At 40.5% G+C, this 21,677-nt stretch carries 19 protein-coding genes; 12 read left to right on the forward strand and 7 right to left on the reverse strand.

Going from position 1 to position 21,677, the window contains the following annotated elements; translation table 11 throughout:
• Window positions 1-100 precede the first annotated feature (100 nt).
• Window positions 101-1,675, forward strand: coding sequence for a type I restriction-modification system subunit M (locus NSR00_RS01255; protein WP_340786441.1), 1,575 nt, complete (start codon window positions 101-103; stop codon window positions 1,673-1,675).
• Window positions 1,676-1,926: 251 nt separating this feature from the next.
• Window positions 1,927-2,628 carry a hypothetical protein gene (locus tag NSR00_RS01260; RefSeq protein WP_340786444.1) on the forward strand — a complete coding sequence of 234 codons (702 nt, stop codon included), beginning with the start codon at window positions 1,927-1,929 and terminating at the stop codon, window positions 2,626-2,628.
• Between the two features lie 85 nt (window positions 2,629-2,713).
• Here the strand turns inward: NSR00_RS01260 and NSR00_RS01265 are convergent, their stop codons facing one another.
• The 3 genes from NSR00_RS01265 to NSR00_RS01275 all read right to left on the reverse strand — a co-directional run bounded on the left by NSR00_RS01265 (window position 2,714) and on the right by NSR00_RS01275 (window position 4,844).
• Window positions 2,714-3,895, reverse strand: coding sequence for an IS701 family transposase (locus NSR00_RS01265; protein WP_340786448.1), 1,182 nt, complete (start codon window positions 3,893-3,895; stop codon window positions 2,714-2,716).
• Between the two features lie 233 nt (window positions 3,896-4,128).
• Window positions 4,129-4,422 carry a YxcD family protein gene (locus NSR00_RS01270; RefSeq protein ID WP_063386402.1) on the reverse strand — a complete coding sequence of 98 codons (294 nt, stop codon included), beginning with the start codon at window positions 4,420-4,422 and terminating at the stop codon, window positions 4,129-4,131.
• The gene (locus NSR00_RS01275) at window positions 4,410-4,844 is read right to left on the reverse strand and encodes a hypothetical protein (protein ID WP_327874009.1); all 435 of its coding nucleotides are present in this window, start codon (window positions 4,842-4,844) and stop codon (window positions 4,410-4,412) included. The genes NSR00_RS01270 and NSR00_RS01275 overlap by 13 nt, the downstream gene beginning before the upstream one ends.
• 349 nt (window positions 4,845-5,193) lie before the next feature.
• Here NSR00_RS01275 and cydD point away from each other — a divergent pair, with 349 nt between their 5' ends.
• On the forward strand, window positions 5,194-6,927 hold the full coding sequence (gene cydD, locus NSR00_RS01280) for a thiol reductant ABC exporter subunit CydD (RefSeq protein ID WP_340786453.1): 1,734 nt from the start codon (window positions 5,194-5,196) through the stop codon (window positions 6,925-6,927).
• Window positions 6,924-8,645, forward strand: coding sequence for a thiol reductant ABC exporter subunit CydC (cydC, locus tag NSR00_RS01285; protein ID WP_340786455.1), 1,722 nt, complete (start codon window positions 6,924-6,926; stop codon window positions 8,643-8,645). The genes cydD and cydC overlap by 4 nt, the downstream gene beginning before the upstream one ends.
• Before the next feature lie 63 nt (window positions 8,646-8,708).
• On the opposite strand, the gene cydS is transcribed toward cydC, so the two are convergent.
• The 4 genes from cydS to NSR00_RS01300 all read right to left on the reverse strand — a co-directional run bounded on the left by cydS (window position 8,709) and on the right by NSR00_RS01300 (window position 11,747).
• Window positions 8,709-8,816: a cytochrome bd oxidase small subunit CydS gene (cydS, locus tag NSR00_RS17980; RefSeq protein ID WP_431520658.1), complete on the reverse strand. Its 108-nt coding sequence runs from the start codon at window positions 8,814-8,816 to the stop codon at window positions 8,709-8,711.
• Window positions 8,817-8,829: 13 nt separating this feature from the next.
• Window positions 8,830-9,849, reverse strand: coding sequence for a cytochrome d ubiquinol oxidase subunit II (locus tag NSR00_RS01290; RefSeq protein WP_340786457.1), 1,020 nt, complete (start codon window positions 9,847-9,849; stop codon window positions 8,830-8,832).
• Window positions 9,846-11,153: a cytochrome ubiquinol oxidase subunit I gene (locus NSR00_RS01295; RefSeq protein ID WP_445659570.1), complete on the reverse strand. Its 1,308-nt coding sequence runs from the start codon at window positions 11,151-11,153 to the stop codon at window positions 9,846-9,848. The genes NSR00_RS01290 and NSR00_RS01295 overlap by 4 nt, the downstream gene beginning before the upstream one ends.
• A 411-nt stretch (window positions 11,154-11,564) precedes the next feature.
• The gene (locus tag NSR00_RS01300; RefSeq protein WP_130156745.1) at window positions 11,565-11,747 is read right to left on the reverse strand and encodes a hypothetical protein; all 183 of its coding nucleotides are present in this window, start codon (window positions 11,745-11,747) and stop codon (window positions 11,565-11,567) included.
• Window positions 11,748-11,892: 145 nt separating this feature from the next.
• Here NSR00_RS01300 and NSR00_RS01305 point away from each other — a divergent pair, with 145 nt between their 5' ends.
• From NSR00_RS01305 to htpG, 8 genes are all read left to right on the forward strand, one after another.
• Entirely contained in the window at window positions 11,893-12,195 is a 303-nt protein-coding gene (locus NSR00_RS01305; protein ID WP_063386396.1) for a DUF3219 family protein, read from the forward strand.
• 51 nt (window positions 12,196-12,246) lie between these two features.
• Window positions 12,247-13,227 carry an ABC transporter ATP-binding protein gene (locus NSR00_RS01310; protein WP_340786468.1) on the forward strand — a complete coding sequence of 327 codons (981 nt, stop codon included), beginning with the start codon at window positions 12,247-12,249 and terminating at the stop codon, window positions 13,225-13,227.
• Entirely contained in the window at window positions 13,217-13,993 is a 777-nt protein-coding gene (locus NSR00_RS01315) for an ABC transporter permease (protein ID WP_340786470.1), read from the forward strand. The genes NSR00_RS01310 and NSR00_RS01315 overlap by 11 nt, the downstream gene beginning before the upstream one ends.
• Window position 13,994: 1 nt before the next feature.
• Window positions 13,995-14,783 (forward strand): ABC transporter permease, encoded by a 789-nt coding sequence (locus tag NSR00_RS01320; RefSeq protein WP_327863096.1) that lies wholly within the window; start codon window positions 13,995-13,997, stop codon window positions 14,781-14,783.
• Window positions 14,784-15,183: 400 nt separating this feature from the next.
• Window positions 15,184-15,972 (forward strand): formate dehydrogenase accessory sulfurtransferase FdhD, encoded by a 789-nt coding sequence (gene fdhD / locus NSR00_RS01325; RefSeq protein WP_340786472.1) that lies wholly within the window; start codon window positions 15,184-15,186, stop codon window positions 15,970-15,972.
• Between the two features lie 12 nt (window positions 15,973-15,984).
• Complete coding sequence (gene fdhF, locus NSR00_RS01330; RefSeq protein WP_340789104.1) at window positions 15,985-18,930, forward strand: formate dehydrogenase subunit alpha; 2,946 nt, start codon at window positions 15,985-15,987, stop codon at window positions 18,928-18,930.
• Window positions 18,923-19,393, forward strand: coding sequence for a DUF1641 domain-containing protein (locus tag NSR00_RS01335; protein WP_063386390.1), 471 nt, complete (start codon window positions 18,923-18,925; stop codon window positions 19,391-19,393). Before fdhF ends, NSR00_RS01335 begins: the two co-directional genes overlap by 8 nt.
• Window positions 19,394-19,697: 304 nt before the next feature.
• Window positions 19,698-21,572, forward strand: a complete 1,875-nt coding sequence (htpG, locus tag NSR00_RS01340) for a molecular chaperone HtpG (RefSeq protein ID WP_340786475.1) — start codon at window positions 19,698-19,700, stop codon at window positions 21,570-21,572.
• The last annotated feature ends 105 nt before the right edge of the window (window positions 21,573-21,677 follow it).

Raw genomic sequence — 21,677 nt, forward strand, 5'->3', positions numbered from 1 at the left:
CATGCGGCCGCTCTTTTGTTTTGAAAAAGAGGAAGACAGATTATGCTAAAATATTTTTAAAATACAATGAATCGACAGCAAGATTTAGAGGGGGAAAACCATGGCGGTTAAAGCAGAGATTGATTTCCAAAAAGAATTATTTGAAGCAGCTAATAAAATGCGCGGAAGCGTGGCTCCAGCTGACTATAAACATTATGTACTGCCGCTTATTTTTTTGCGCTATCTTTCGAATAAATATGAACAGAGCTGCAATGAGTTGGAGCAAATTTTTGCGGAAAATGAAGAAATGCAGCAAGGTTTCGTTTCAGATTCTCATCAATATAGAGATAAAAATGTGTTTGTCGTCCCGAAGGAAGCAAGCTGGCACTATATAATGAAAAATGCTAAACAGCCGAATATTAAAGAAATTCTCGATAATGCGATGAAGCGAATCGAGGAAGAAAACCCAGAATTGACAGGGGTGCTGCCGCAAATTTATCAAGGCTTGAACTTACCGGTAGAAAATGTTGCTGGATTAATTGAAATTTTTTCACGTGATGTGTTTAGTGGCAGCTCGGAAGACAGCATAGATATACTCGGTCGTACTTATGAGTATTTTATTAGTTCATTTGCTTCGTCAGAAGGGAACAGAGGCGGCGAGTTTTTTACCCCATCCTGTATTGTGGAATTGCTGGTGGAGATGCTTGAACCAAAAAGAGGTATCGTGTTTGATCCAGCGTGTGGAAGCGGTGGAATGTTTATTCAAAGCGGGAGGTATGCGCCGAATAAAAAGTCTCTTTTATTTTACGGACAGGAAAATGTCGTCACGACAGTACGTCTTGGAAAAATGAACGTATTGCTTCATGGCATCAATGCGGAAATACGGCTGGGAGATTCGCTGTTGAACGATCAGTTTCCTGAATTAAAGGCTGATTATGTGATTGCCAACCCGCCGTTTAATCAAAAAGATTGGGGGGCGGACAGAATATCGAAAAGCGATCCGCGCTTGATCGGGCCTGTTACAAACAGCAATGCAAACTATATGTGGATGCAGCATTTCTTATACCATTTAAATGATGCAGGATCAGCAGGGTTTGTGATGGCAAATGGCGCAATGACAACGAATGTTAAGGAAGAAAAGGAAGTGCGGAAAATATTGGTGGATGAAGGGTACATCGATTGCGTTGTCCAATTGCCGGAAAAACTGTTTTTCACAACAGGCATACCGTGCTGTTTGTTCTTTTTAAGTAAAAATCGCGATGGAAAAAACGGTTACCGTGCTCGAAGAAACAAAATTTTGTTTATCGATGCCCGAAAAATGGGAAAGCCCGTCAGCCGCAAGCAAAAAGCATTGTCTAAAGAAGAAATTGATAAAATCGCAACAGTTTATCGAGCATTTAAATATGAACATGCAAAAATCTGCGAAAATATTGAAGGTTTCTGTAAAATTGCAAAACTTGAAGAAGTACAACAAAACGACTACAAACTGACACCAAGCATGTACGTCGGAACAGAGGCAGCAGAAGAAGAAGACATTCCTTTTGAGCAAAAAATAGCCGAACTAACGAAACGGTTGCTCGAACAATTTGAAGAATCGAACAAACTACAAGAAAAAATCAAACAAAACCTGGAGGAGCTGATGTATCGGAATGGGGAAAAATCAAACTTAGTATTCAAAAGGGAAAAAAATGAATGATCTGAGAAAATGTGAAATTTTTTTATTTTTTATCGGTGCTTTCGAAAATTTCCTAATAAAGATTAATCGAGGAAAAAAGGTGGTGTTAAGACCTTTCTGTCAGAGAAAAGTGTATTATAATCATCATAAAAGCAGAAGTTAAAACGAAACTTTTTCTTCACAAAACCAAACATTTGTTCTATTATTTTATATAGAAACGTTTAGAGGATAGATATTTGTTATTATAAAATGAATCATGATGGAGGTTTCATATGATGGAAGAAGCGTTAAAATTAATATTATCAGAGCTAAAAGAAATGAAAGAAGGACAATCCCGTTTAGCAGTCGAACAACAAGGTGTAAAGGAACAGCTGAAAGAGCTAAAAGAAGGTCAGTCTCGTTTAGCAGTTGAGCAAAAAGGTATGAAGGAGGAGCTGAAAGAGCTAAAAGAAGGTCAGTCTCGTTTAGCAGTTGAGCAAAAAGGTATGAAGGAAGAGCTGAAAGAGCTAAAGGAAGGTCAGTCTCGTTTAGCAGTTGAGCAAAAAGATATGAAGAAGGAGCTGAAAGAGCTAAAGGAAGGTCAGTCTCGTTTAGCAGTTGAGCAAAAAGGTATGAAGGAAGAGCTGAAAGAGCTAAAGGAAGGTCAGTCTCGTTTAGCAGTTGAGCAAAAAGATATGAAGGAAGAGCTGAAAGAACTAAAAGAAGGACAACACCGTTTGGCAGTCGAACAACAAGGTGTAAAAGAAGAGTTGAAAGAGCTAAAAGTAGGGATGAAAGAACTAAAAGAAGGACAATCCCGATTAGAAGTAAAAATGGAAAATATCGAACGAAAAATTACAGGAATCCCTAAAACTTATGAGAATTTAGAACAATTTGTAGCACGTCAGCAGCGTGTGATTGAGGAATTGTCAGCACGTTCAGTTGAATACGGGGTAGAGATTAAAGAGATTCATCGCATTTTAAAAAATCAATAAAATAGAGTTTTTTTAAATTCAGACTGTAGTTGAGCAATTTTCATTACAATAATTACCATGTAAAAAGAGACAAACGGAGTACCCCTTATGCCACATGAAGCTGTTTTTTAACGACATCAATGGGAATATCTTGTTTCGCTGCATCGTAAATAAACTCCACGAGGCTATGTCCTTTCTTCTTTCGAAGGAAGTCAAGCCCGGTAGAGAAATCGCTGTTGGATTCGACCATACTGTACACATAAGCGAGTTGCACCAAGATCCAATACCGTTTCACCGCCCGACGCCCGCGAACGCGGTACCCATCGAGCTTCAGCTGGTCTTTCGCTTGTCGAAAAAAGCATTCGATCGACCAACGCTGGGCATAGTAGCGCAAGATCTCTTCATCGCTTAGCTCCCGGTCGGTGCTCAAGACGCAGTGAAGATGTTCAGGTGTCATCGGCTGATCGGCTTTCCAAGCCAACAACACAACGGCATCATCGAGACCTTTCAGCGCTCCCTCGTAGCGATACACGCGATAACGCTCTTCTCCCACCGTGACGAGATGGGTGTCGTTCGGTTCGATATAGCGGGCAAACTGTTTGGCTTGGATGGCGATGCCTTTTGGATAAAGAACCCGATTCGTCTTGAGCATCGCAATGACGTGGAATCCTTTTTTCAGGCAGGCTTCCACGAGTGTTTTCGATGGGTACCAAGAATCCATCAGCACATAAACAGAACCGTGCACATCCAAAGAAGAAAGCATCTCGATGGCCCATTGACCCTTGCTTTTCCCATCCGCCTTGTCGTAGAGGCGAAACGCAAAGGGAAAGGCTTGCGTCATCGTATGAACCATGAGCCAGACGAGAGAGTGTCCCCAAATCGACTTTTTGTCCGCGTGAGAATAATGCCAATTACACCCTTCAATAGCGTGTTTCGCCTGTGACGAAGGCTTCGTTTTTCGGCAGATCGTATCATCGATCGAAACAAAAATGGGGTGATTCTCTCGCTTGGCCGTTCGTTCCACATGACGAAGCATCCACTGCTGGAGTTTGCGAAGCAAGATTTCTTCATCCCAAGGGCTTTTCGTGAAAAAATGGCTCAGTGTCGTTCGATGGTTGGGATGAAAGCTCTCATGATGCAGATCGGTCAAGGTTCCCACAAATCCTTTCGTTGTCAGCGCATCGATAATATGAACGAGATGCTTCATGACCGGCTTAGAGAAATAAAGGGCCAGCCCCAACATTGCGAAAAACTTGTCGATTCCTTGGTGATGTGGTAGTCTATTCATGAGACATGAACCTCCTTGAGAATGGTTTGGTGACACATCTATTCTAATCAAGGAATCGGGTTCATGTCTCCTTTTTTGTTCGGATGTAAATTTATGTTAGTGAATTTGCTCATCTACAGTTCAGAGTGGATTTTAATTGGAAACATGAAAAAGCGCCGAAACATTTTTCATAATGTTCCAGCGCAATCCATAGTCAGCCGAATTTGTGCTGATTATTTTTAAAGATTGTTCGTTTATCTTCCTTTGACGATGGCAATAATTCCTTCTTCATCATCCAACACAAGTTCAATCCCAGCGTACGGGTCTTCGTTTAAAAATTCATCGAGCCAAAGACGCAGAGCTTCGATGATGTTTGCGGTAATAAGTACTTGCTTTCGGTCGTTTACATACGCTTCGGCAGAAAAGCCGTAATCGTCGTCATACATCAGCTCCACAACAACTTCTTCCGGCTTTATTTGTTTTTTTCGGGAAATGTACACGCAGATGGCATTAATAATATCTTGCTCCGGAATGATCAGCTTTTCCATGGATTTGCAGCCTCTTTTTCTTTTTTATGTTTGATCAGGACGAAAATTTTGCGAATGATCGAGATGAGAATAACGATTGCCAGCAAATTAATGAATAAACCTAAAATTGAACCGAATATACCCATGTTTGCTAGCAGTCCGCCAAATAATAATCCGGCAAGCCCTCCTAACATAAGGCCTTTGAAAAATCCTCCTGATGAGAATGTGCCTTTGGAGGCGGCAGATTGATTTTTTGGAGTGTTTGCCTTTTTATCTTGGAAATTCGAACTGTTCGTTGTGGTATTTTTATTCAAATTGAAGCTTTTTTTCCCTGATTTGTATGACTTCGCCTCTACAATCGTTGGATGATCTTGAAAAACAACATTTCCAACAGGTGAAAAAATAAGCGCGAAAGCAAACAAAGCTGCTAATAATTTTTTCAATTTCGACTTCCCCCTGTATGAAAGTATTTGTATTTTTGTGAACTCAGTTTCAATGTTATATACGATAGAAAATCAAATTAGTTTCACGATTTGATATCTTTTCTATATAAACGAATAAAAATTTTTCTTTCATCTAAGCATGTTATTCAACTATTACAATGCTGTAAACTAAGAATAGAAGACTTTAAAAAAATGGTGAGGCCGTTGTTTTACTTGAATATATTTTATCATGTATACTTGTTTGAAAGTATTTGCGAACTGTAAAACGTTTGGACTGCCATGTTAAAAGAGTTTCTTCAAGTTTCATCAAACGTATCTATAGACGTGTTTTTTTGGGAGGCATGAAAGGATGGTTCAGCTAAAAAAATTGGCTTTTAAGCAGAAAACAAAATTGATGTTGCTAATCGTGCTTGCTTTCATCTCTGGTGCTGCCATTATTGGACAAGCTTATTTTTTTGCGGCGATTGTCGATCGCATTTTTTTACAGAAACAGTCTTTTGCTGATGTTTTCCAGTTGCTTTTAGGTTTGTTCATTGTTCTTTTGGCCAGAACTGCATCCCATTATTTCAGCGGTTTAACAGGAATTAAAATAGCGTCCAAAGTGAAAAAAGATCTTCGCCAATCTTTATTAAATAAATTTTCAAGCAACCCGCTGCAAGTATCGCTGCAAGGGAAAACAGGACAAAAAGCAAGTGTATTGCTGGATGCGGTAGATGAAATCGACAGCTACTTTAGCATTTATATTCCAAAGGCAGTTCAAACGTCGATCATACCTCTTCTCATTCTTTTCGTTGTGTTTGCTAGCCATCCATTTACTGGATTAATCATGGTGATTACAGCGCCATTTATACCGATATTCATGATCATCATTGGCTACAAAACGAAAAAGAAATCGGAGGAGCAAATGGAGAAAATGACCGCTTTATCGGGACATTTTCTTGACACCTTGCAAGGGCTGACAACCCTTAAGCTGTTCAACCGTGCGAAACAGCAGAAAGAAGCGATCAGAAAAAGCAGCCATGGCTTTCGGGATGCGACGATGGAAGTATTGAAAATTGCTTTTACCTCTTCTTTTATGCTGGAGTTCATTTCCATGCTTAGTATGGGATTGATTGCCCTTGATGTGGCGATTCGCTTAATTATTTTTCAAAACATTTCTTTTTTTACCGCGTTTTTCATGCTGATTCTAGCTCCTGAGTTTTATAATGCACTGAAAGATTTAGGAAGCGCCTTTCATGCAGGCAGGGGGAGTATGGGGGCGGCAAGAAAGATTGAAGAGGAGCTAAACGCAATCGGAAAGCCAGTAAAATGGGGGAAGGCAGTTTTGCCAAAAGGTGAAGGACCGCCGACCATTCGCATAGAAGGAGCGGGATTTCGTTACGAGGGAGATAGGTTTGCCTTAAAAAATATAAATGCTGAAATCCGCCCGTTTGAGCAAGTGGCAATTGTCGGAAAGAGCGGCGCTGGGAAATCGACTTTATTACATGTGATTGCAGGTCTTGTTCCGCTTACTGAAGGGGAAATTTATGTGAACGGAATTCGGCGGTCTGATTTGAACGAAAAGAGCTGGTTCGATGAAATCAGCTATATTTCGCAAAATCCGTATCTTTTTTCTGGAACGATTGCGGAAAATATCGCTTTGGGAGGAAAACTCGATGCAACGAAAGAGGAAATCGAACAAGCAGCCGAAAAGGCAGGGATTTTAAAGCTTGTCCAATCACTTGAAAATGGTTTTGATACACCTATTGGAGAAGGAGGAAGGGGAATTTCCGGAGGAGAAAAACAACGAATTGCACTGGCACGAGCGTTTTTGAAAAAACCATCCATTATATTGTTTGATGAGCCGACGACTGGACTGGATCTTCAAACAGAACAAATTTTGCAGGATTCCATAAAGGAATTAGCTCAATCTTCCACCGTCATTACCGTCGCTCATCGGCTTCATACCATTATAAATGCGGATAAAATTCTTTTTTTGGAAAATGGAGAACTCATCGCATCCGGAACACATAAAGAATTGCTGGAATCAGTTGAAACGTACAGGAAAATGACAACGCTCCAACAAGGAGGCATGGCAAAATGAAAGATTTGCTATTTATTACAAAGCTGACATTAACTGAAAAGAAAGATCTTTTTTTGTCCATTCTCTTCGGATTTATAACAGGAATCGCAACAGTGAGTTTGTTTGCTTCAAGCGGCTATTTGATTTCTAAAGCAGCTCTTGCACCGCCAATTTACACGCTGACTGTTTTCATAGCGTGTATAAAACTGTTAGGGTTTATCAGTGCAGGCAGCCGTTACGGGGAGCGTTATTTTTCTCATCGCGCCACATTCAATATATTAAGCCGGTTGCGAGTTTCTTTTTTTGAAAAGCTGGAGCCATTGGTGCCCGCGATTTTTCTTAAATATCGGAGCGGAGATCTCCTCTCCAGAATTGTCGGCGATGTGGAAACGCTGCAAAACTTCTTTTTGCGTGTTTTTTATCCGCCGATCGTATCCACTCTCATATTTTTATGGACCATTTTTTTCACTTCGTTCTTTTCCTTTTATATTGCCTTGGTGTTATGTATCGGTTTGATTTTCACCACTGTCCTAATTCCGGCTTACTTTGCTTTCAGACTAAAAAAAGTAGAGCGTCATGTTCGACAAAGCCGCGGGAATTTATCGACAGAAGTGACGGAGTTTTTTTATGGGTTTCGCGATTTAAAAATTTATCAACAGCTTGAGCATAAACAAGAGAAGCTTACCCAACGCTCCGATGCTTATTTGAAAGAACAGGAACGTGAAGCAATCTATAACCTCTTCAGTCAATCTGTCAATACGTTTGTATCTTTAATTGTCTCTTGGATTATTCTTTTGCTTGGCGTCTATTTCGTTGCAGGCGGTCAATTAGATGGTATTTTTCTTGCCATGCTTGTAATGATTTCATTAACTGTTTTTGAACATGCGGCACCGATGGCTGCTTTTCCAAGTTATTTAGAGGACAGCCGCCAAGCTGCTGCAAGACTATCAGACGCCACGCATCAAGACTCTTCTGTAAAAACGTCTGATGAGAAAGAAATGAAGGAGCTTCCCGGTCAACAAGCTCCATCAATTGTCATGGAGAATGTCACCTTTCATTTATTTGGTGAAATTTTAAAAAATGTTTCAATTACATTTCCGGCAGGATCGAAAACAGCCATTGTCGGACCTAGTGGTTCGGGCAAATCGACCTTGCTGGCCCTTTTATTAAAAATTTATAAAAACTATCAAGGGGTGATTCGGATCAACGGCATCCCGGTCGATCAATTAGATGAAGAAAGCCTTTGGAAAAATGCGAACGTTATTTTGCAGGACAACCACTTTTTCTACGGTACCGTTCGCGATAACCTAATGATTGCTAAAGATGTAGTGGATGACGAAGACTTGGAAGATGTGCTGAAAAAGGTGAAGCTTGACTATCTTTCTTTGGCCGATCCGTTGTTAGAAAGAGGAGGAAATTTATCAGGCGGGGAAAAGCAAAGACTGGCGATCGCCAGGGTATTGTTGAAAAAAGCTCCGCTATGGATACTTGATGAACCGACATCATTTTTGGATGCTTTAACGGAACAGTCTATTTATCATCATCTGTTTGAAGCTGCTAAAAATGATACCGTCATCCTTGTTAGTCATCGTCTGGCCGGTCTGGAAAACATGGATCAAATTATCGTTATGGATGAAGGAGCTATTGTAGAAGCGGGAACCTACAAAGAATTGATGAACAAAAAAGGATACTTTTATCAAATGAAGCAAATTGAACAAAGTGTCTTTACAGCAAATTAAAAAAAGCCGACATGGAGCAAACTGTCGGCTTTTTTCGATTGATTTCTAAGCTTGCTTCAATTTTTATCCTCTTTTGGATATGAGCTCATCTTTCACTGCTGTCCAAAATGATAAAGCTACAGCAGCGAATAGCACGAGAAAGGGGGCAAACGTAATTAAAAAAGTCTTCATCGTTCCACACTCCTTATTTTGCGTTTTGCCCTTTCACATAATCTTTATCGAACAGAAACAGTTTTATTAGTAAATAAAGGGAAGGGAGCAAAAGGGCTAATCCTAAAATAAAAACGATGATCAGGGAAATGGCCATAGCTTCGTTTGTAAAACTGTCATAAATGGTCAAATATGGATAAAGCAAGTACGGATAATGGGAGATTCCATATCCAAAGAAAGCTAACAGAAATTGACCTACTAACAATCCGAATGCCAATCCATAATTTTTTCTTTTCCAAATGAGCCAGACAGTCCCGACATATAAAAGAAACGATAAAGCGAACATCCACCATAAATTAAGGATGCGTTCAAAATGCTCTTGGTTGTGATAGCTCAGTTCATAAATGATGCCGCAAGCTGTTATGATTAAAGGAAATGCCCAGAAAAGAGCATATTTTCTCATTAAATTCGTTGCGTCTGTATCACCAGTTTGATTCGCGTACCATGTAAGAAAAACAGCTGAAATATAAAGGACGGCCGTAATACTTAAAACGACGATGCTCCAAGATAATGGGCTTTTAAACAATGCTACGTAGTTTAAAACTGGATGCCCATCCACCATCGAGACAAATCCGCCTTCAGAAATGGCTAAGACGACAGATAATGATGCAGGGATCAATAATCCAGACAATCCATACATAAAGGCATACCCTTTATGCCCTTTTGATGAATACGTTTCAAATGCGTAATAAGACCCGCGAATGGCAAGCAAAATAATCGCAATGCTTCCCGGAACAAGGAGAGTTGTCCCATAATAAAATGCGGTTTTTGGGAAAAAACCGACAATCCCAACAAAGAAGAAAACGAAAAATACATTGGTTACCTCCCAAACGGGAGACAGGTAGCGTTGAATAATTTTGGACAATATATGCTGCTTGCCGCTCAAAATGCTGTAAGCATTAAAGAATCCAGCGCCGTAATCAATGGATCCAACGATCACATAGCCGAACAAAAAGATCCAAAGGACGGATATCCCAATAATCTCCAAGCTCATGACTGCTCACCGCCTAATCGATTTTCAAGCTCTCTTTCCACCGGATTATTTTTAAACAACCGGCGAAGAATCACAATCGTGCCGATTCCTAAAATCAAATACAAAATGGCAAAAAGAATGAGCATAAGACCTACATGGCCGCTTGAAGTTGCTGCTTCACTCGTTGTCATAATTCCGCGAAGGATCCAAGGCTGACGGCCAAATTCAGTCAACCACCAGCCAGCCTCAATCGCGATAAAAGATAGAGGCCCTCCGAGCACAATGAGCATGCGGAACCATTTTTGGTTGATGAAAGCCCATCCGCGCTTCACTCCAATCCAATAGATAAGTGCTAATAAAATCATGAAAACGCCAATGGATACCATAATATTAAAAAAATAATGAATATAAAGCGGAGGAGATTCAAAATTTGAAAATTGGTCTAGTCCGATAACTTCTGCATTTGGATCTCCATGCGCCAAAATACTGAGCAAATATGGGAATTTAAGTGCATATTTAATGTTTTGTTCGTCATCTAAAATACCAAACATGACTAGAGGAGCATTTCCTTCTGTTTCAAAATGCCATTCCGCTGCCGCCAATTTCTCTGGCTGGTACTCAGCTAAATATTTGCCGGAAAAATCTCCGATAACAGCTGTTGCAATGGAGAAAATCAGTCCTATTTTCATAGTTAAAAACAAGGCTTTTTTATGATAAACATGGTTGGAGCCTTTTAATAATTGGAATGCTGCAATAGATGCCAGCGTAAAGGCGGCTGTCATAAAGGCGGATGCGACTACGTGTGCGACTTTTGTCGGCATGGCCGGGTTAAAAATCGCACCCAGCGGATTGACATTGATGAGTTCACCATTTACAATGTCAAACCCTTGTGGCGCATTCATAAAAGAGTTGACGATGGTAATAAAAAAGGCAGAAAAGGTGGCGCCAAGGGAGACAGGAATCAGAAAGAGCAGGTGCTTCCGCTGGTTTTTAAATCGTTCCCAAGTGTACATATAAATTCCGAGAAAGATTGCTTCAAAGAAAAAAGCAAATACTTCCATAAAAAGTGGCAATGCGATCACATTTCCGGCAAGTTCCATAAAATTCGGCCAGAGCAATGACAGCTGGAGTCCAATCGCAGTTCCTGTTACAACGCCGACAGCTACGGTGATGACATACCCCCGCGCCCAACGTCTAGCCATTAAAAGATAATGTTCGTCATTTTTTTTGATCCCAACCCACTGGGCAATCATGATCATCAACGGAACGCCTACCCCAATGGTTGCGTAAATAGCGTGAAAAGAAAGTGTAAGGATAGTCAGCATTCGACTGCTGAATACGGGGTCTTCAAATAACAATTTTATTTCCTCCTTTTGAATGGGATAAATCTTTGAAACCGGTCATGAGTATATGATCAGGATGAACCAATACAATATAATTTCATTTTACTTTATAAAAATGTGCTTTTGTCAATTCTCTTTGACAAATGTATATATAGAGAATGAAAAATATGTGAACATTGGCTCTTTTCGCTTAGTTTATTCCATATTATATCAATTAAGGAATCCTGTACCATTTGCAAAATCTGAAAAAATCAGCATTGCTCAACATATGTTTGTACAAATATTTAAAGAATATACATGATTTTCAAATCATATCGGATTATCTGCCGGGTTAAGAAAATATTGGGTTAAGTCCTGTGAAAAAAAATACATGTTTTCCCTGGCTTAAAAAGCCTAAAAGCAGCCAATAAGATTCTGTTTATGTTTGGCTGCGAAATTGGCAGAACGTTTGAATCCGTAATCGAACGGATTGTTGCTGCCGCCTCTAAATGTATATTTTTTGGCAAACAAAAAACGGCTGCATTCATCTTGACTATATAAAATCAAAAATGTTACATAGTCCGTTCTAAATCGCACGGGTTTTTAGCTGCTGTTCATCTGGGTAAATAGAGTCAAAACAGCTTCGAATTTATGTTGTATATTCATAAGCATGCTAGTTTGTGGGCAGGAAGCGTTCGTGCTATGATTTTTTATAAACAGCTGCCCTGGAGGGATGGATCGTATGGTGAAGAAAGTAATATTGAATGGTGTAGAGATACAAGTAGAGGAGTATGAAGAGGAAGTGGTTCATCAACCAAACGGTGAGCCATTACATAAAATTCGTTTTGCTTTTAAGGTGAGAAGCGATGAATATCATGATATTACGACGCTGCTGTATCAGCAAACGTTTGATGTGTCAGTTCCTGAAAGAGACCTGAACTTTAGGGGGACGATACAAAATTATTCCACTTCTGTGACGAATTTGTACAAAAAAAATCAGGTTGGTGATTTTCGATTAGAATTAATTGAGACGATTTCACAATGATTGTTTCAATGGCGTAATCCCATGGTGTTCGAAGAAACAGAGGGAGGCACTATGTCAATTCAAGTAAAGCATTTGTACAAGCAATTTCGAGTTCACGTTCGGCAAGCAGGGTGGACGGGGGCTGTACGCAGTTTGTTTAAGAGGGAAATTCGTACTGTGGAAGCGGTGCGAGACATTTCATTTACCATTCCTACGGGAGAAATTGTCGCATTTTTAGGGCCGAACGGAGCGGGGAAAACAACGACAATTAAAATGCTGGCCGGTTTGCTTTATCCAAGCTCCGGGAGCATTCAAGTTGCCGGATATGTACCGTTTGAACAAAAAGCGGAATTTAAGAAGATCATGAGTTTAGTCATGGGACAGAAAAGCCAGCTCATATGGGATATTCCGCCGATGGAAACGTTTCTCGTCAATAAAGCGATATACGAAATAGAAGACCGTGCGTTTCGGCAAACGTTGGATGAGCTTGTCGAGCTGCTGGAGTTAGAAGAGCTCTTGACGAAACCAACGCGGAGTTTGTCTCTCGGACAGCGGATGAAATGCGAATTAGCAGCCGCACTTTTGCATCGGCCGAAGGTTTTATTTTTGGATGAACCGACGATCGGCTTGGATGTCCATACGCAGGAAAAAGTCCGCCGCTTTATAGGACAATATAACCGCGAGCACCGAACGACAGTATTGTTGACATCGCATTACATGGGCGATGTGACAGCGCTGTGCGATCGGGTGCTCATTATTAATCATGGGAAGCTGTTGTATGACGGTGAATTGGACATGTTGACGGAAAAATTGACGCCGTATAAATTGCTAGAGGTTCAGCTTTCGTCCATTCCCGATATTTCATGGGATGCATACGGCGAATTAGTCGATGCAAAAGAGGGTAAAGTCACGCTTCGTGTGCCGAGGGAACGCATTCACGAGGTATCCTCCCGATTTTTGCAGCAGTTTGATGTTCGCGATTTAAATATAGAAGACCCGCCGATGGAAGAAGTGATAACGCTCGCGTTTCAGGAGGATGCACATGTTTCGTAAATACTCTGTTCTCCTTCGCATGAAATATGTGGAGATGTTTGCCTACCGGCTGGCGACGATCGTGTGGATGACAGGAGCCATGGTTCAGCCGCTGATCACGATGATGGTCTGGATGAATATTGATCCTGATCAGGAGAATGAGTTTATTTTTTACTTTGCGGCATTGATTTTTGTTGAACGCATGACAAGCGCTTGGGACGTTTGGGAATTGGAGCGGGAAATAAGGGAGGGAACCTTTTCTTATCAAATTGTCCGTCCGTTTCACCCGATACATTGGGCCATTGCTGAAAATATCGTGTATAAAGCGTTATTTTTCGTCATTTTAATTCCGGCATGGGGCCTATTGGCGGTCTTTATTCCGGCGCTGCGGCTGGATCAAATAAGTGCGGCGCAGTGGCTGTTATTCTTTTGTGCGCTTTTATTGGCAGCGGTCATTCGTTTTTTATTCAGCTACACATTTGGTCTGTTAGGTTTTTGGGTGACAAAAGTGACGGCTTTGTACGGCATGTTTGAAGCGGTGTCTCTCTTTTTGTCGGGCCGCATTGCACCGATGTCGCTCCTGCCGCCGTTTTTGAAAACGATCAGCTTTTATTTGCCTTTTCGATATATGGTCGGGTTTCCAATCGACATTTTGACCGGAAGCGTCCAAGGGATGGATATTGTGTACGGATTTGGATGGGCTGCAGTTTGGTGCATGTTTTTTATGCTTGCAGTATTGTTGCTTTGGAAGGCTGGTCTAAGGAAAAACCAAGCTGTGGGGGGATAATGTGAAAAGACATTGGCGCATTTTTTGTGAATTTTTTCGGACTTGTTTAGTGGAGGAGCTCGAATATCGCAGCGAATTTTTAGGGAATTTCCTGTCGAGTTTGTTTGGCATTGGGATGGCTATTTTGACAATTCAAATATTTTTTTATCAAACAGATAACCTCGGCGGTTGGAAATATGCGGATGTTCTGCTGCTTCTTGGTATATTCAATACGCTGCAAGGATTGATTGATTTTGCCCTGCGGCCCAACATGTCCCGTCTGCTGCAGCATATTCGCATGGGGACGTTTGATTATGTATTGACAAAGCCGGTCGACAGCATGTTTTATGTCAGCTTCCGCCATTTAGTGTTTTGGCGCTTAATTGATGTGCTTCTTGGCATCGGCTTGATCATCTATGCGTTAATACAAAAACATTATATGCCGACAATAATGGATGCAGTGATGTTTTTCATTAGTATCGGATCTTCGCTTGTCCTGATTTACGCGCTGTGGATGATGCTGATGACCACCTCCTTTTGGGTTATTCGAATCGATGATCTATCGTTTGTTTTTAATTCATTTTTTGAAACAACACGGTTCCCAATCGGAATGTATAGAGGCTGGCTTCGCATCGTGCTCACATACATTTTGCCAGCTGCCTTTATTACAAGCACGCCGGCGTTGTCTTTGCTTGGAAAATGGAACGGGATGACAACAATCCTATCCGTTGTACTTGCCGGGCTGTTCTTATGGATATCGCGCCGGTTCTGGCGGTATGCGCTCCGATCGTACACAAGTGCAAGCAGTTAAATATTCCGTGCATTGAAAAATGGCAGCAGAGAATGTGAAAAATTTGCTAATAATTTCAAACGGTAGATTTTGGTTAAGGAATGACCGAATAGCTTATTAGATGGATAGATGAAAAAGCAGAGGGGTTACATTTTTCAGTTGCTTTTCCCCAGCTGTTTGGCACGATAAAAGACAATGATCAATGGATGATTTTTTCGAACAAGCAGTCTGCCAAAATCAGTCGATGTCGCTTGAAAGATATATATTTCTCCCCTCATTTTTCCCAGCCTGACCCAGCTTAGGTTTTCCAGTGAAACAGTTTCCTTGTATGGACAAATAGAGAAAAAAGAAGAAAAGGATTTTTTCTGCTTCTGTCGAATATTTTATTTTAGAGGTGTGATTAAAAAGGAAGGTTCCCATTATGGAAAAAGAAATTATTTGTAAAAGAGAAATAATCAAAATTGATCATCAAAACAAGAAAGTGGTGATAGATGAAATTGCGATAGAGTATCCGTTAACAATTTTTGTGGACAATGAGGAATTCGCCACATTAGTATGCTCGCCGTCCCATGTAGAGGAGCTTGTATTGGGCTTTTTAGCTTCAGAAGGGATAATCCGCATAAAAGCAGATGTGAAAGCGCTTCAAATTGATGAGGATAAGGGGTTTGCCTATGTTCATTTGCATCAGCCGATAGGGGATAAGAAAGAGTTTGTTTCCAAACGCTTTATCGGCTCCTGCTGCGGAAAAAGCCGACAGTTTTATTTTTATAATGATGTGAAAACAGCGAAAACGATTTTGAGCAGCATGATGATTTCTGCCGCACAATGCTTTCAGTTAATGGAAATGTTACATGAAGCTTCATCGGCTTTTAAGCGTACTGGAGGCATTCATCATGCGGCATTATGTTCAAAAGAGGGATTGATTAAGACATTTTCTGACATTGGACGACATAATGCTTTAGATAAATTATATGGCTTCTGTCTAAACGAAAGCATTTCTTTAAATGATAAAATAATCGCTTTCAGCGGGCGGATTTCCTCAGAGGTAGTGCTGAAGGTTTCGAAAATTGGATGCGGTATACTTCTATCAAAATCGGCTCCAACAAATTTGGCACTTCAATTGGCAGAAGATTTAAACATTACAACTGTTGGGTTTATACGGGAAAATAAAATGAACATTTATACACATAGCAACAGAATAACAAAATAACAGGGGGAACGTATCGTGGGAAATGTAACGATTACGGTCAACGGGGGAGAAATAACCGCAAGGGAAAATCAATATCTTCTGCAGGCTTTGCTCGAACATGAAATGGATGTACCGCACGTTTGTTATCATGAAAGCTTGGGCGCAATTCAAACATGTGATACTTGTATGGTGGAAGTAAACGGGGAGCTTGTACGAGCCTGCAGCTACAAAGTCCAAGAAGGACTCGTTGTTGAAACAGAGACTTCTAAAGTAAAAGAATCTCAAAAATTAGCGATGGATCAAATTTTAAAAAATCATGAATTATATTGCACAGTTTGTGATAAAAACAATGGAGATTGTACAATTCATAATACGGTTAAAGCTTTAGGCATTGAACATCAAAGCATTCCGTTCCAACCAAAACCGTATGAAGTGGATTATTCAGGATCATTTTATCGATATGACCCAAATCAATGCATATTATGCGGACGCTGTGTAGAGGTGTGCCAAGATGTTCAAGTAAATGAAACATTGACGATTGATTGGAGCAGAGAGCAGCCTCGTGTGATCTGGGACAACGATGTGCCGATTGATCAGTCCAGCTGCGTAAATTGCGGCCAATGTGTAACTGTATGTCCGTGCAATGCCTTAATGGAAAAATCAATGTTAGGGGAAGCCGGCTTTTTAACAAATGTAGAACCTGGTACATTACGATCGATGATTAATTTGACGAAGGAAGTGGAAACAGGATACGGTTCGCTAATGGCCATCTCAGATACAGAAGCTGAGCTGCGCAAGGAAAGGATCAAGAAAACGAAAACAGTTTGCACATACTGCGGAGTTGGCTGTTCATTTTATATATGGACAAAAGACAGAAAAGTTTTAAAAGTTGAACCAACACCGGAATCGCCGGCAAACGGAATTTCCACTTGTGTAAAAGGGAAGTTCGGCTGGGATTATGTCAATAGTGAAGAACGGCTGACAAAACCGCTGATCCGGGAAGGCGACCATTTTAAAGAAGTTGAATGGGATGAGGCGATTCGATATGTTGCAAAACGGTTTAAAGAAATAAAAGATGCACATGGCCCTGATGCTTTAGGATTTATAGCTTCTTCCAAAGCAACGAATGAAGAATCGTATTTACTGCAAAAATTTGCCCGTCAAGTGATAGGAACGAATAATGTTGATAATTGCTCAAGATATTGTCAATCTCCAGCAACGGTTGGACTATTTCGTACTGTCGGCTATGGCGGTGATTCAGGATCTTTTTCTGACATAGCTTCCTCTGATCTTGTCATCATTATTGGCGCCAATACAGGGGAATCGCATCCGGTTTTGGCATCAAAAATCAAACGAGCGCAAAAACTTTATGGACAAAAGCTGCTCGTGTTTGACTTAAGAAAGCATGAAATGGCGGAGCGGGCCGATATGTTTATCAGGCCAAAGCCGGGAACGGATCTTGTTTGGCTGTCAGCTGTAACGAAATACATCATTGACCAAAATTGGCATGATGAAGAGTTTATCAAAGAACGAGTGAACGGCTTTGAACAATATAAAAGTAGCTTAGAGCCGTTTACGTTGGAATATGCGGAAGAAGTGACGGGAATTTCCAAGGACACGCTGATCAAGGTTGCTGAAACGATTCATCAATCTAAAACAATGGTCATTTGCTGGGCGATGGGAGTCACTCAACAGCAGCGCGGAAGTGATACGAGTACTGCCATTTCCAATTTGTTATTAGTGACAGGCAATTACGGCAAATCGGGCACTGGAGCCTATCCGCTGCGCGGCCATAACAATGTTCAAGGGTGCAGTGACTTCGGAAGCATGCCGAACTTTTTCCCGGGATATGAAAAGGTAGCGGATGAAAAAGTCCGCAGCCGTTATGAAAAAGCTTGGGGCGTGACATTGCCTAAAAATCCGGGAAAAGACAATCATCAAATGGTTAAAGCGATTCATGAAGGCGCTCTGAAGGCATTATATGTGACTGGCGAAGATATGGGGATTGTCGATGCCAATATCAATCAAGTCGGCGCCGCTTTTGAAAAGCTGGAATTTTTCGTTGTGCAGGACTTATTTTTAACAAAAACGGCCCAATATGCAGATGTTGTGCTGCCGGCCAGCCCAAGCTTAGAAAAAGAAGGAACTTTTACCAATACAGAACGCCGGATTCAGCGATTGTATGAAGCATTGCCGCCTCTTGGAGATTCGAAACCTGATTGGCAAATTTATTGTATGCTGGCGAAAGCGCTGGGCTTCAATTGGGATTATCAGCACCCGGGAGAAATTATGGAAGAAGCGGCGTCGCTCGCACCGCTTTTTGCCGGTGTTTCCTATGACCGTTTAGAAGGATTTTCAAGCTTACAATGGCCTGTTGAGAAAGATGGAACCGACTCGCCGCTTCTTTATGAAGATCGATTCCCGTTTGCCGATGGAAAGGCACAGCTTTATCCGCTTCAAGTCGATTATTTATATGATGTAGATGAAGAGTATGATCTTCACGTGAACAACGGGCGCTTGCTAGAGCATTTCCATGAAGGGAACATGACGTATAAATCACAAGGAATCAGCCGGAAAACCCCGAACGCTTTTATAGAAATTTCGAAAGAATTGGCTGAAGAACGCCGTATTCAAGAAGGAGCCATTGTCAAGCTTATTTCTAAATACGGCTCTGTAAAAGGCCCTGTTCACATAACGGATCGCGTGCAAAAGCATGAAATCTTTATCCCATTGAATGATACGGGCGAATTGGCTATTAATCGTTTAACAGGCAATCATGCTGACCGCGATACGAACACACCGGCATATAAAGAAATTGCCGTCAAAATGGTCGTATTGAAGGAAAAAGGAGACTCCCCAATTCGGCCAAACAACCATCGAAACGGAAAAAGAAATCCGCAAATTGGGGTCAAAGTAGAGAAGAAATGGGAGCGCAGCGATTACACGTTTCCCGGAAGCAAGGTGAAAATACATGGCTAAACCAATTACAACCATCAAAAAAATCGAAGTGTCACAAGAAGAAAAAAGAAAGCAAAATTTATTAGAAATCGAGCAAGCGTTAGCAGACAATAAAGAGGCAGTTTTAGAAGGCATAGCATGTTTACGGAAGCTTCACGATGCAGGTGTTCTGGAAATCGCCAATGCCCTTTTAGCGCGGAAAGATCAAGTACTAGAAAACGTGGTTAAGGAAGTCAGCAGAAAACCGAACATTGATGTTTTAAAAAATATCGTCAATCTGTTGATGCTGCTGGGAACAATCGATCTCGAAAAGCTGCAGGTAATGACGACAAGAATGAATGCTGGAATACAAGAAGCTGCGGCAAGCGTCAATAAAGAAGAAACAACTTCTTTTTTCCAATTGCTATCGGCTTTAAAAGATCCTGACATCAACCGATCGATTACTATGCTTCTTCATTTTTTAAGAGGAATGGGGAAATCTTGAAGGATTGGCAATAAAAGTGAAGCTTGAAAGTTGCGAGGGAATGCTTTTGTGCCGAAAAACATCCTGATTGGTAAAGAAATTTGCAACCATTATGTGGAAAGGCAAAGCCCTTCTCATTCGAAAACGACTGTTGCCTATCGTTCGTAAAGAAAAACTCAAGAAAAGTGCAAAGCGGTCAATCATTCGGAGTTGACATAAAATTAAATATTTGTTATTAAAAAAATGATGATTAGCACTCGATTGATTAGAGTGCTAATTTTTATCTTCATTTTGCACATACGCTTTTTAGAAGGGAGAGGCGGTCATGGAAAAAAAAGAGTTTCAAGCCGAGTCGAAAAGGTTATTAGAAATGATGATCAACTCCATTTATACAAAAAAGGAAGTTTTTTTGAGGGAGTTAATTTCAAATGCAAGCGATGCGATCGATAAAATTTATTACAAAGCACTGACTGATGATTCGTTAACCTTTCAAAAGGATCAATACTACATAAAAGTTATTCCAAATAAAGAAAAGCGGACGCTCACAATCGTTGATACAGGCATAGGCATGACAAAAGAGGAATTGGAAGAAAATCTTGGTACGATTGCTAAGAGCGGGTCGCTCGCCTTTAAAAAAGAAAACGAATTAAAAGACGGCTATGACATTATTGGACAGTTCGGCGTTGGCTTTTATGCCGCCTTTATGGTAGCGGATGTTGTCACTGTCATCAGTAAAGCGCTGGGCAGCGATCAAGCATATAAATGGGAATCAAAAGGCGCTGATGGTTTTACAATCGAACCATATAAGAAGGAAGAGGTCGGAACGGAGATCATACTAAAAATCAAAGAGAATACTGAAGATGACAACTATGACGAATTTCTTGATGAATATCGGTTAAAACAAATCATTAAAAAATATTCCGACTTCATCCGCTATCCGATCAAAATGGATGTCAAAGTACAAAAACCGAAAAATGAGAACGAGAACGAATTTGAAGAGGTTGTTGAAGAACAAACAATCAACAGCATGGTTCCGATTTGGCGGAAAAATAAAAGTGAACTGACAGATGAAGATTATGAAAACTTTTATGCCGAAAAGCATTATGGCTTTGATAAACCGTTAAAACATATTCATATTAGCGTAGATGGGACGGTTCGCTATCAGGCGATTTTATATATTCCGGAAAAAACGCCATTTAATTACTATACAGCAGATTATGAAAAAGGGCTTGAACTGTATTCCAACGGCGTGTTAATTATGAACAAGTGCCCGGATTTACTGCCTGACTACTTCAGCTTCGTTAAAGGAATGGTTGATTCAGAGGACCTATCGTTAAATATTTCAAGAGAGATGCTCCAGCATGACAAGCAATTGAAAATCATTGCGAAAAACATTCAAAACAAAATTAAACGCGAACTAGAAAACCTATTAAAAAATGAAAGAGAAAAATATGAAAAGTTTTATGAAGCATTTGGCAGACAATTAAAGTATGGCGTTTACAGCGATTTCGGCGCAAATAAAGAAATATTGCAAGACTTGCTTATGTTCTACTCTTCAAAGGAGAAAAAACTTGTCACCCTGCAAGAATATGTATCAAGAATGCCTGAGGAGCAAAAATATATTTATTATGCAACGGGCGATTCGTATGAACGAATTGAAAAGCTTCCGCAAACCGAGCTGGTTGCAGATAAAGGCTATGAAATTTTGTATTTGACAGAGGATATCGATGAATTTGCGATCAAAATGTTAATGACATATAAAGAGAAAGAATTTAAATCAGTCTCCAGCGGCGACTTAGGAATTAGCGAAGAAGAAAACAAAAAAGAAACTGAAAAAGAACATAAAGAGCTGTTCGAACAAATGAAAAGCATTTTGGGTGATAAAGTAAAGGATGTGCGAGCATCAAAACGGTTAAAAACACATCCTGTTTGTTTATCAACAGACGGCGAAATCACTATTGAAATGGAAAAAGTGTTAAATGCTATGCCGAACAGCCAAAACATTAAAGCGGAGAAAGTGCTTGAAATTAATACAGATCACGAAGTCTTTCAAACGTTAAAAGCAGCGTATGAAAACGATCAAGAGAAGCTGAAGCTGTTCACAAACATTTTATATAATCAGGCTTTGCTAATTGAAGGCCTGCCAGTCCAAGATCCTGTTGAGTTTACAAATGACATTTGTAAAATTATGGTTTCTTAAAAATCCAGGGCACATCTAGCGATTTGTCAAAGCTTGAACAATTTGCAGAGTTCAGCGCCACAACCGGAAAAACTTAGCTGGCTGAAAGGTGCACGATTTATAGAT

This window comes from Aeribacillus sp. FSL K6-8394, assembly GCF_038008865.1.
GTDB classification, from domain to species: Bacteria; Bacillota; Bacilli; order Bacillales; family Aeribacillaceae; genus Aeribacillus; species Aeribacillus composti.

What these genes read in the sequence shown, in the direction of transcription:
- NSR00_RS01255 (WP_340786441.1), top strand. Translation starts at nt 101, where the DNA reads ATGGCGGTTAAAGCAGAGATTGATTTCCAAAAAGAATTATTTGAAGCA.
- NSR00_RS01260 (WP_340786444.1), top strand. Translation starts at nt 1,927, where the DNA reads ATGATGGAAGAAGCGTTAAAATTAATATTATCAGAGCTAAAAGAAATG.
- NSR00_RS01265 (WP_340786448.1), bottom strand. Translation starts at nt 3,895, where the DNA reads ATGAATAGACTACCACATCACCAAGGAATCGACAAGTTTTTCGCAATG.
- NSR00_RS01270 (WP_063386402.1), bottom strand. Translation starts at nt 4,422, where the DNA reads ATGGAAAAGCTGATCATTCCGGAGCAAGATATTATTAATGCCATCTGC.
- cydD (WP_340786453.1), top strand. Translation starts at nt 5,194, where the DNA reads ATGGTTCAGCTAAAAAAATTGGCTTTTAAGCAGAAAACAAAATTGATG.
- cydC (WP_340786455.1), top strand. Translation starts at nt 6,924, where the DNA reads ATGAAAGATTTGCTATTTATTACAAAGCTGACATTAACTGAAAAGAAA.
- cydS (WP_431520658.1), bottom strand. Translation starts at nt 8,816, where the DNA reads ATGAAGACTTTTTTAATTACGTTTGCCCCCTTTCTCGTGCTATTCGCT.
- NSR00_RS01290 (WP_340786457.1), bottom strand. Translation starts at nt 9,849, where the DNA reads ATGAGCTTGGAGATTATTGGGATATCCGTCCTTTGGATCTTTTTGTTC.
- NSR00_RS01295 (WP_445659570.1), bottom strand. Translation starts at nt 11,153, where the DNA reads ATGCTGACTATCCTTACACTTTCTTTTCACGCTATTTACGCAACCATT.
- NSR00_RS01305 (WP_063386396.1), top strand. Translation starts at nt 11,893, where the DNA reads ATGGTGAAGAAAGTAATATTGAATGGTGTAGAGATACAAGTAGAGGAG.
- NSR00_RS01310 (WP_340786468.1), top strand. Translation starts at nt 12,247, where the DNA reads ATGTCAATTCAAGTAAAGCATTTGTACAAGCAATTTCGAGTTCACGTT.
- NSR00_RS01315 (WP_340786470.1), top strand. Translation starts at nt 13,217, where the DNA reads ATGTTTCGTAAATACTCTGTTCTCCTTCGCATGAAATATGTGGAGATG.
- fdhD (WP_340786472.1), top strand. Translation starts at nt 15,184, where the DNA reads ATGGAAAAAGAAATTATTTGTAAAAGAGAAATAATCAAAATTGATCAT.
- NSR00_RS01335 (WP_063386390.1), top strand. Translation starts at nt 18,923, where the DNA reads ATGGCTAAACCAATTACAACCATCAAAAAAATCGAAGTGTCACAAGAA.
- htpG (WP_340786475.1), top strand. Translation starts at nt 19,698, where the DNA reads ATGGAAAAAAAAGAGTTTCAAGCCGAGTCGAAAAGGTTATTAGAAATG.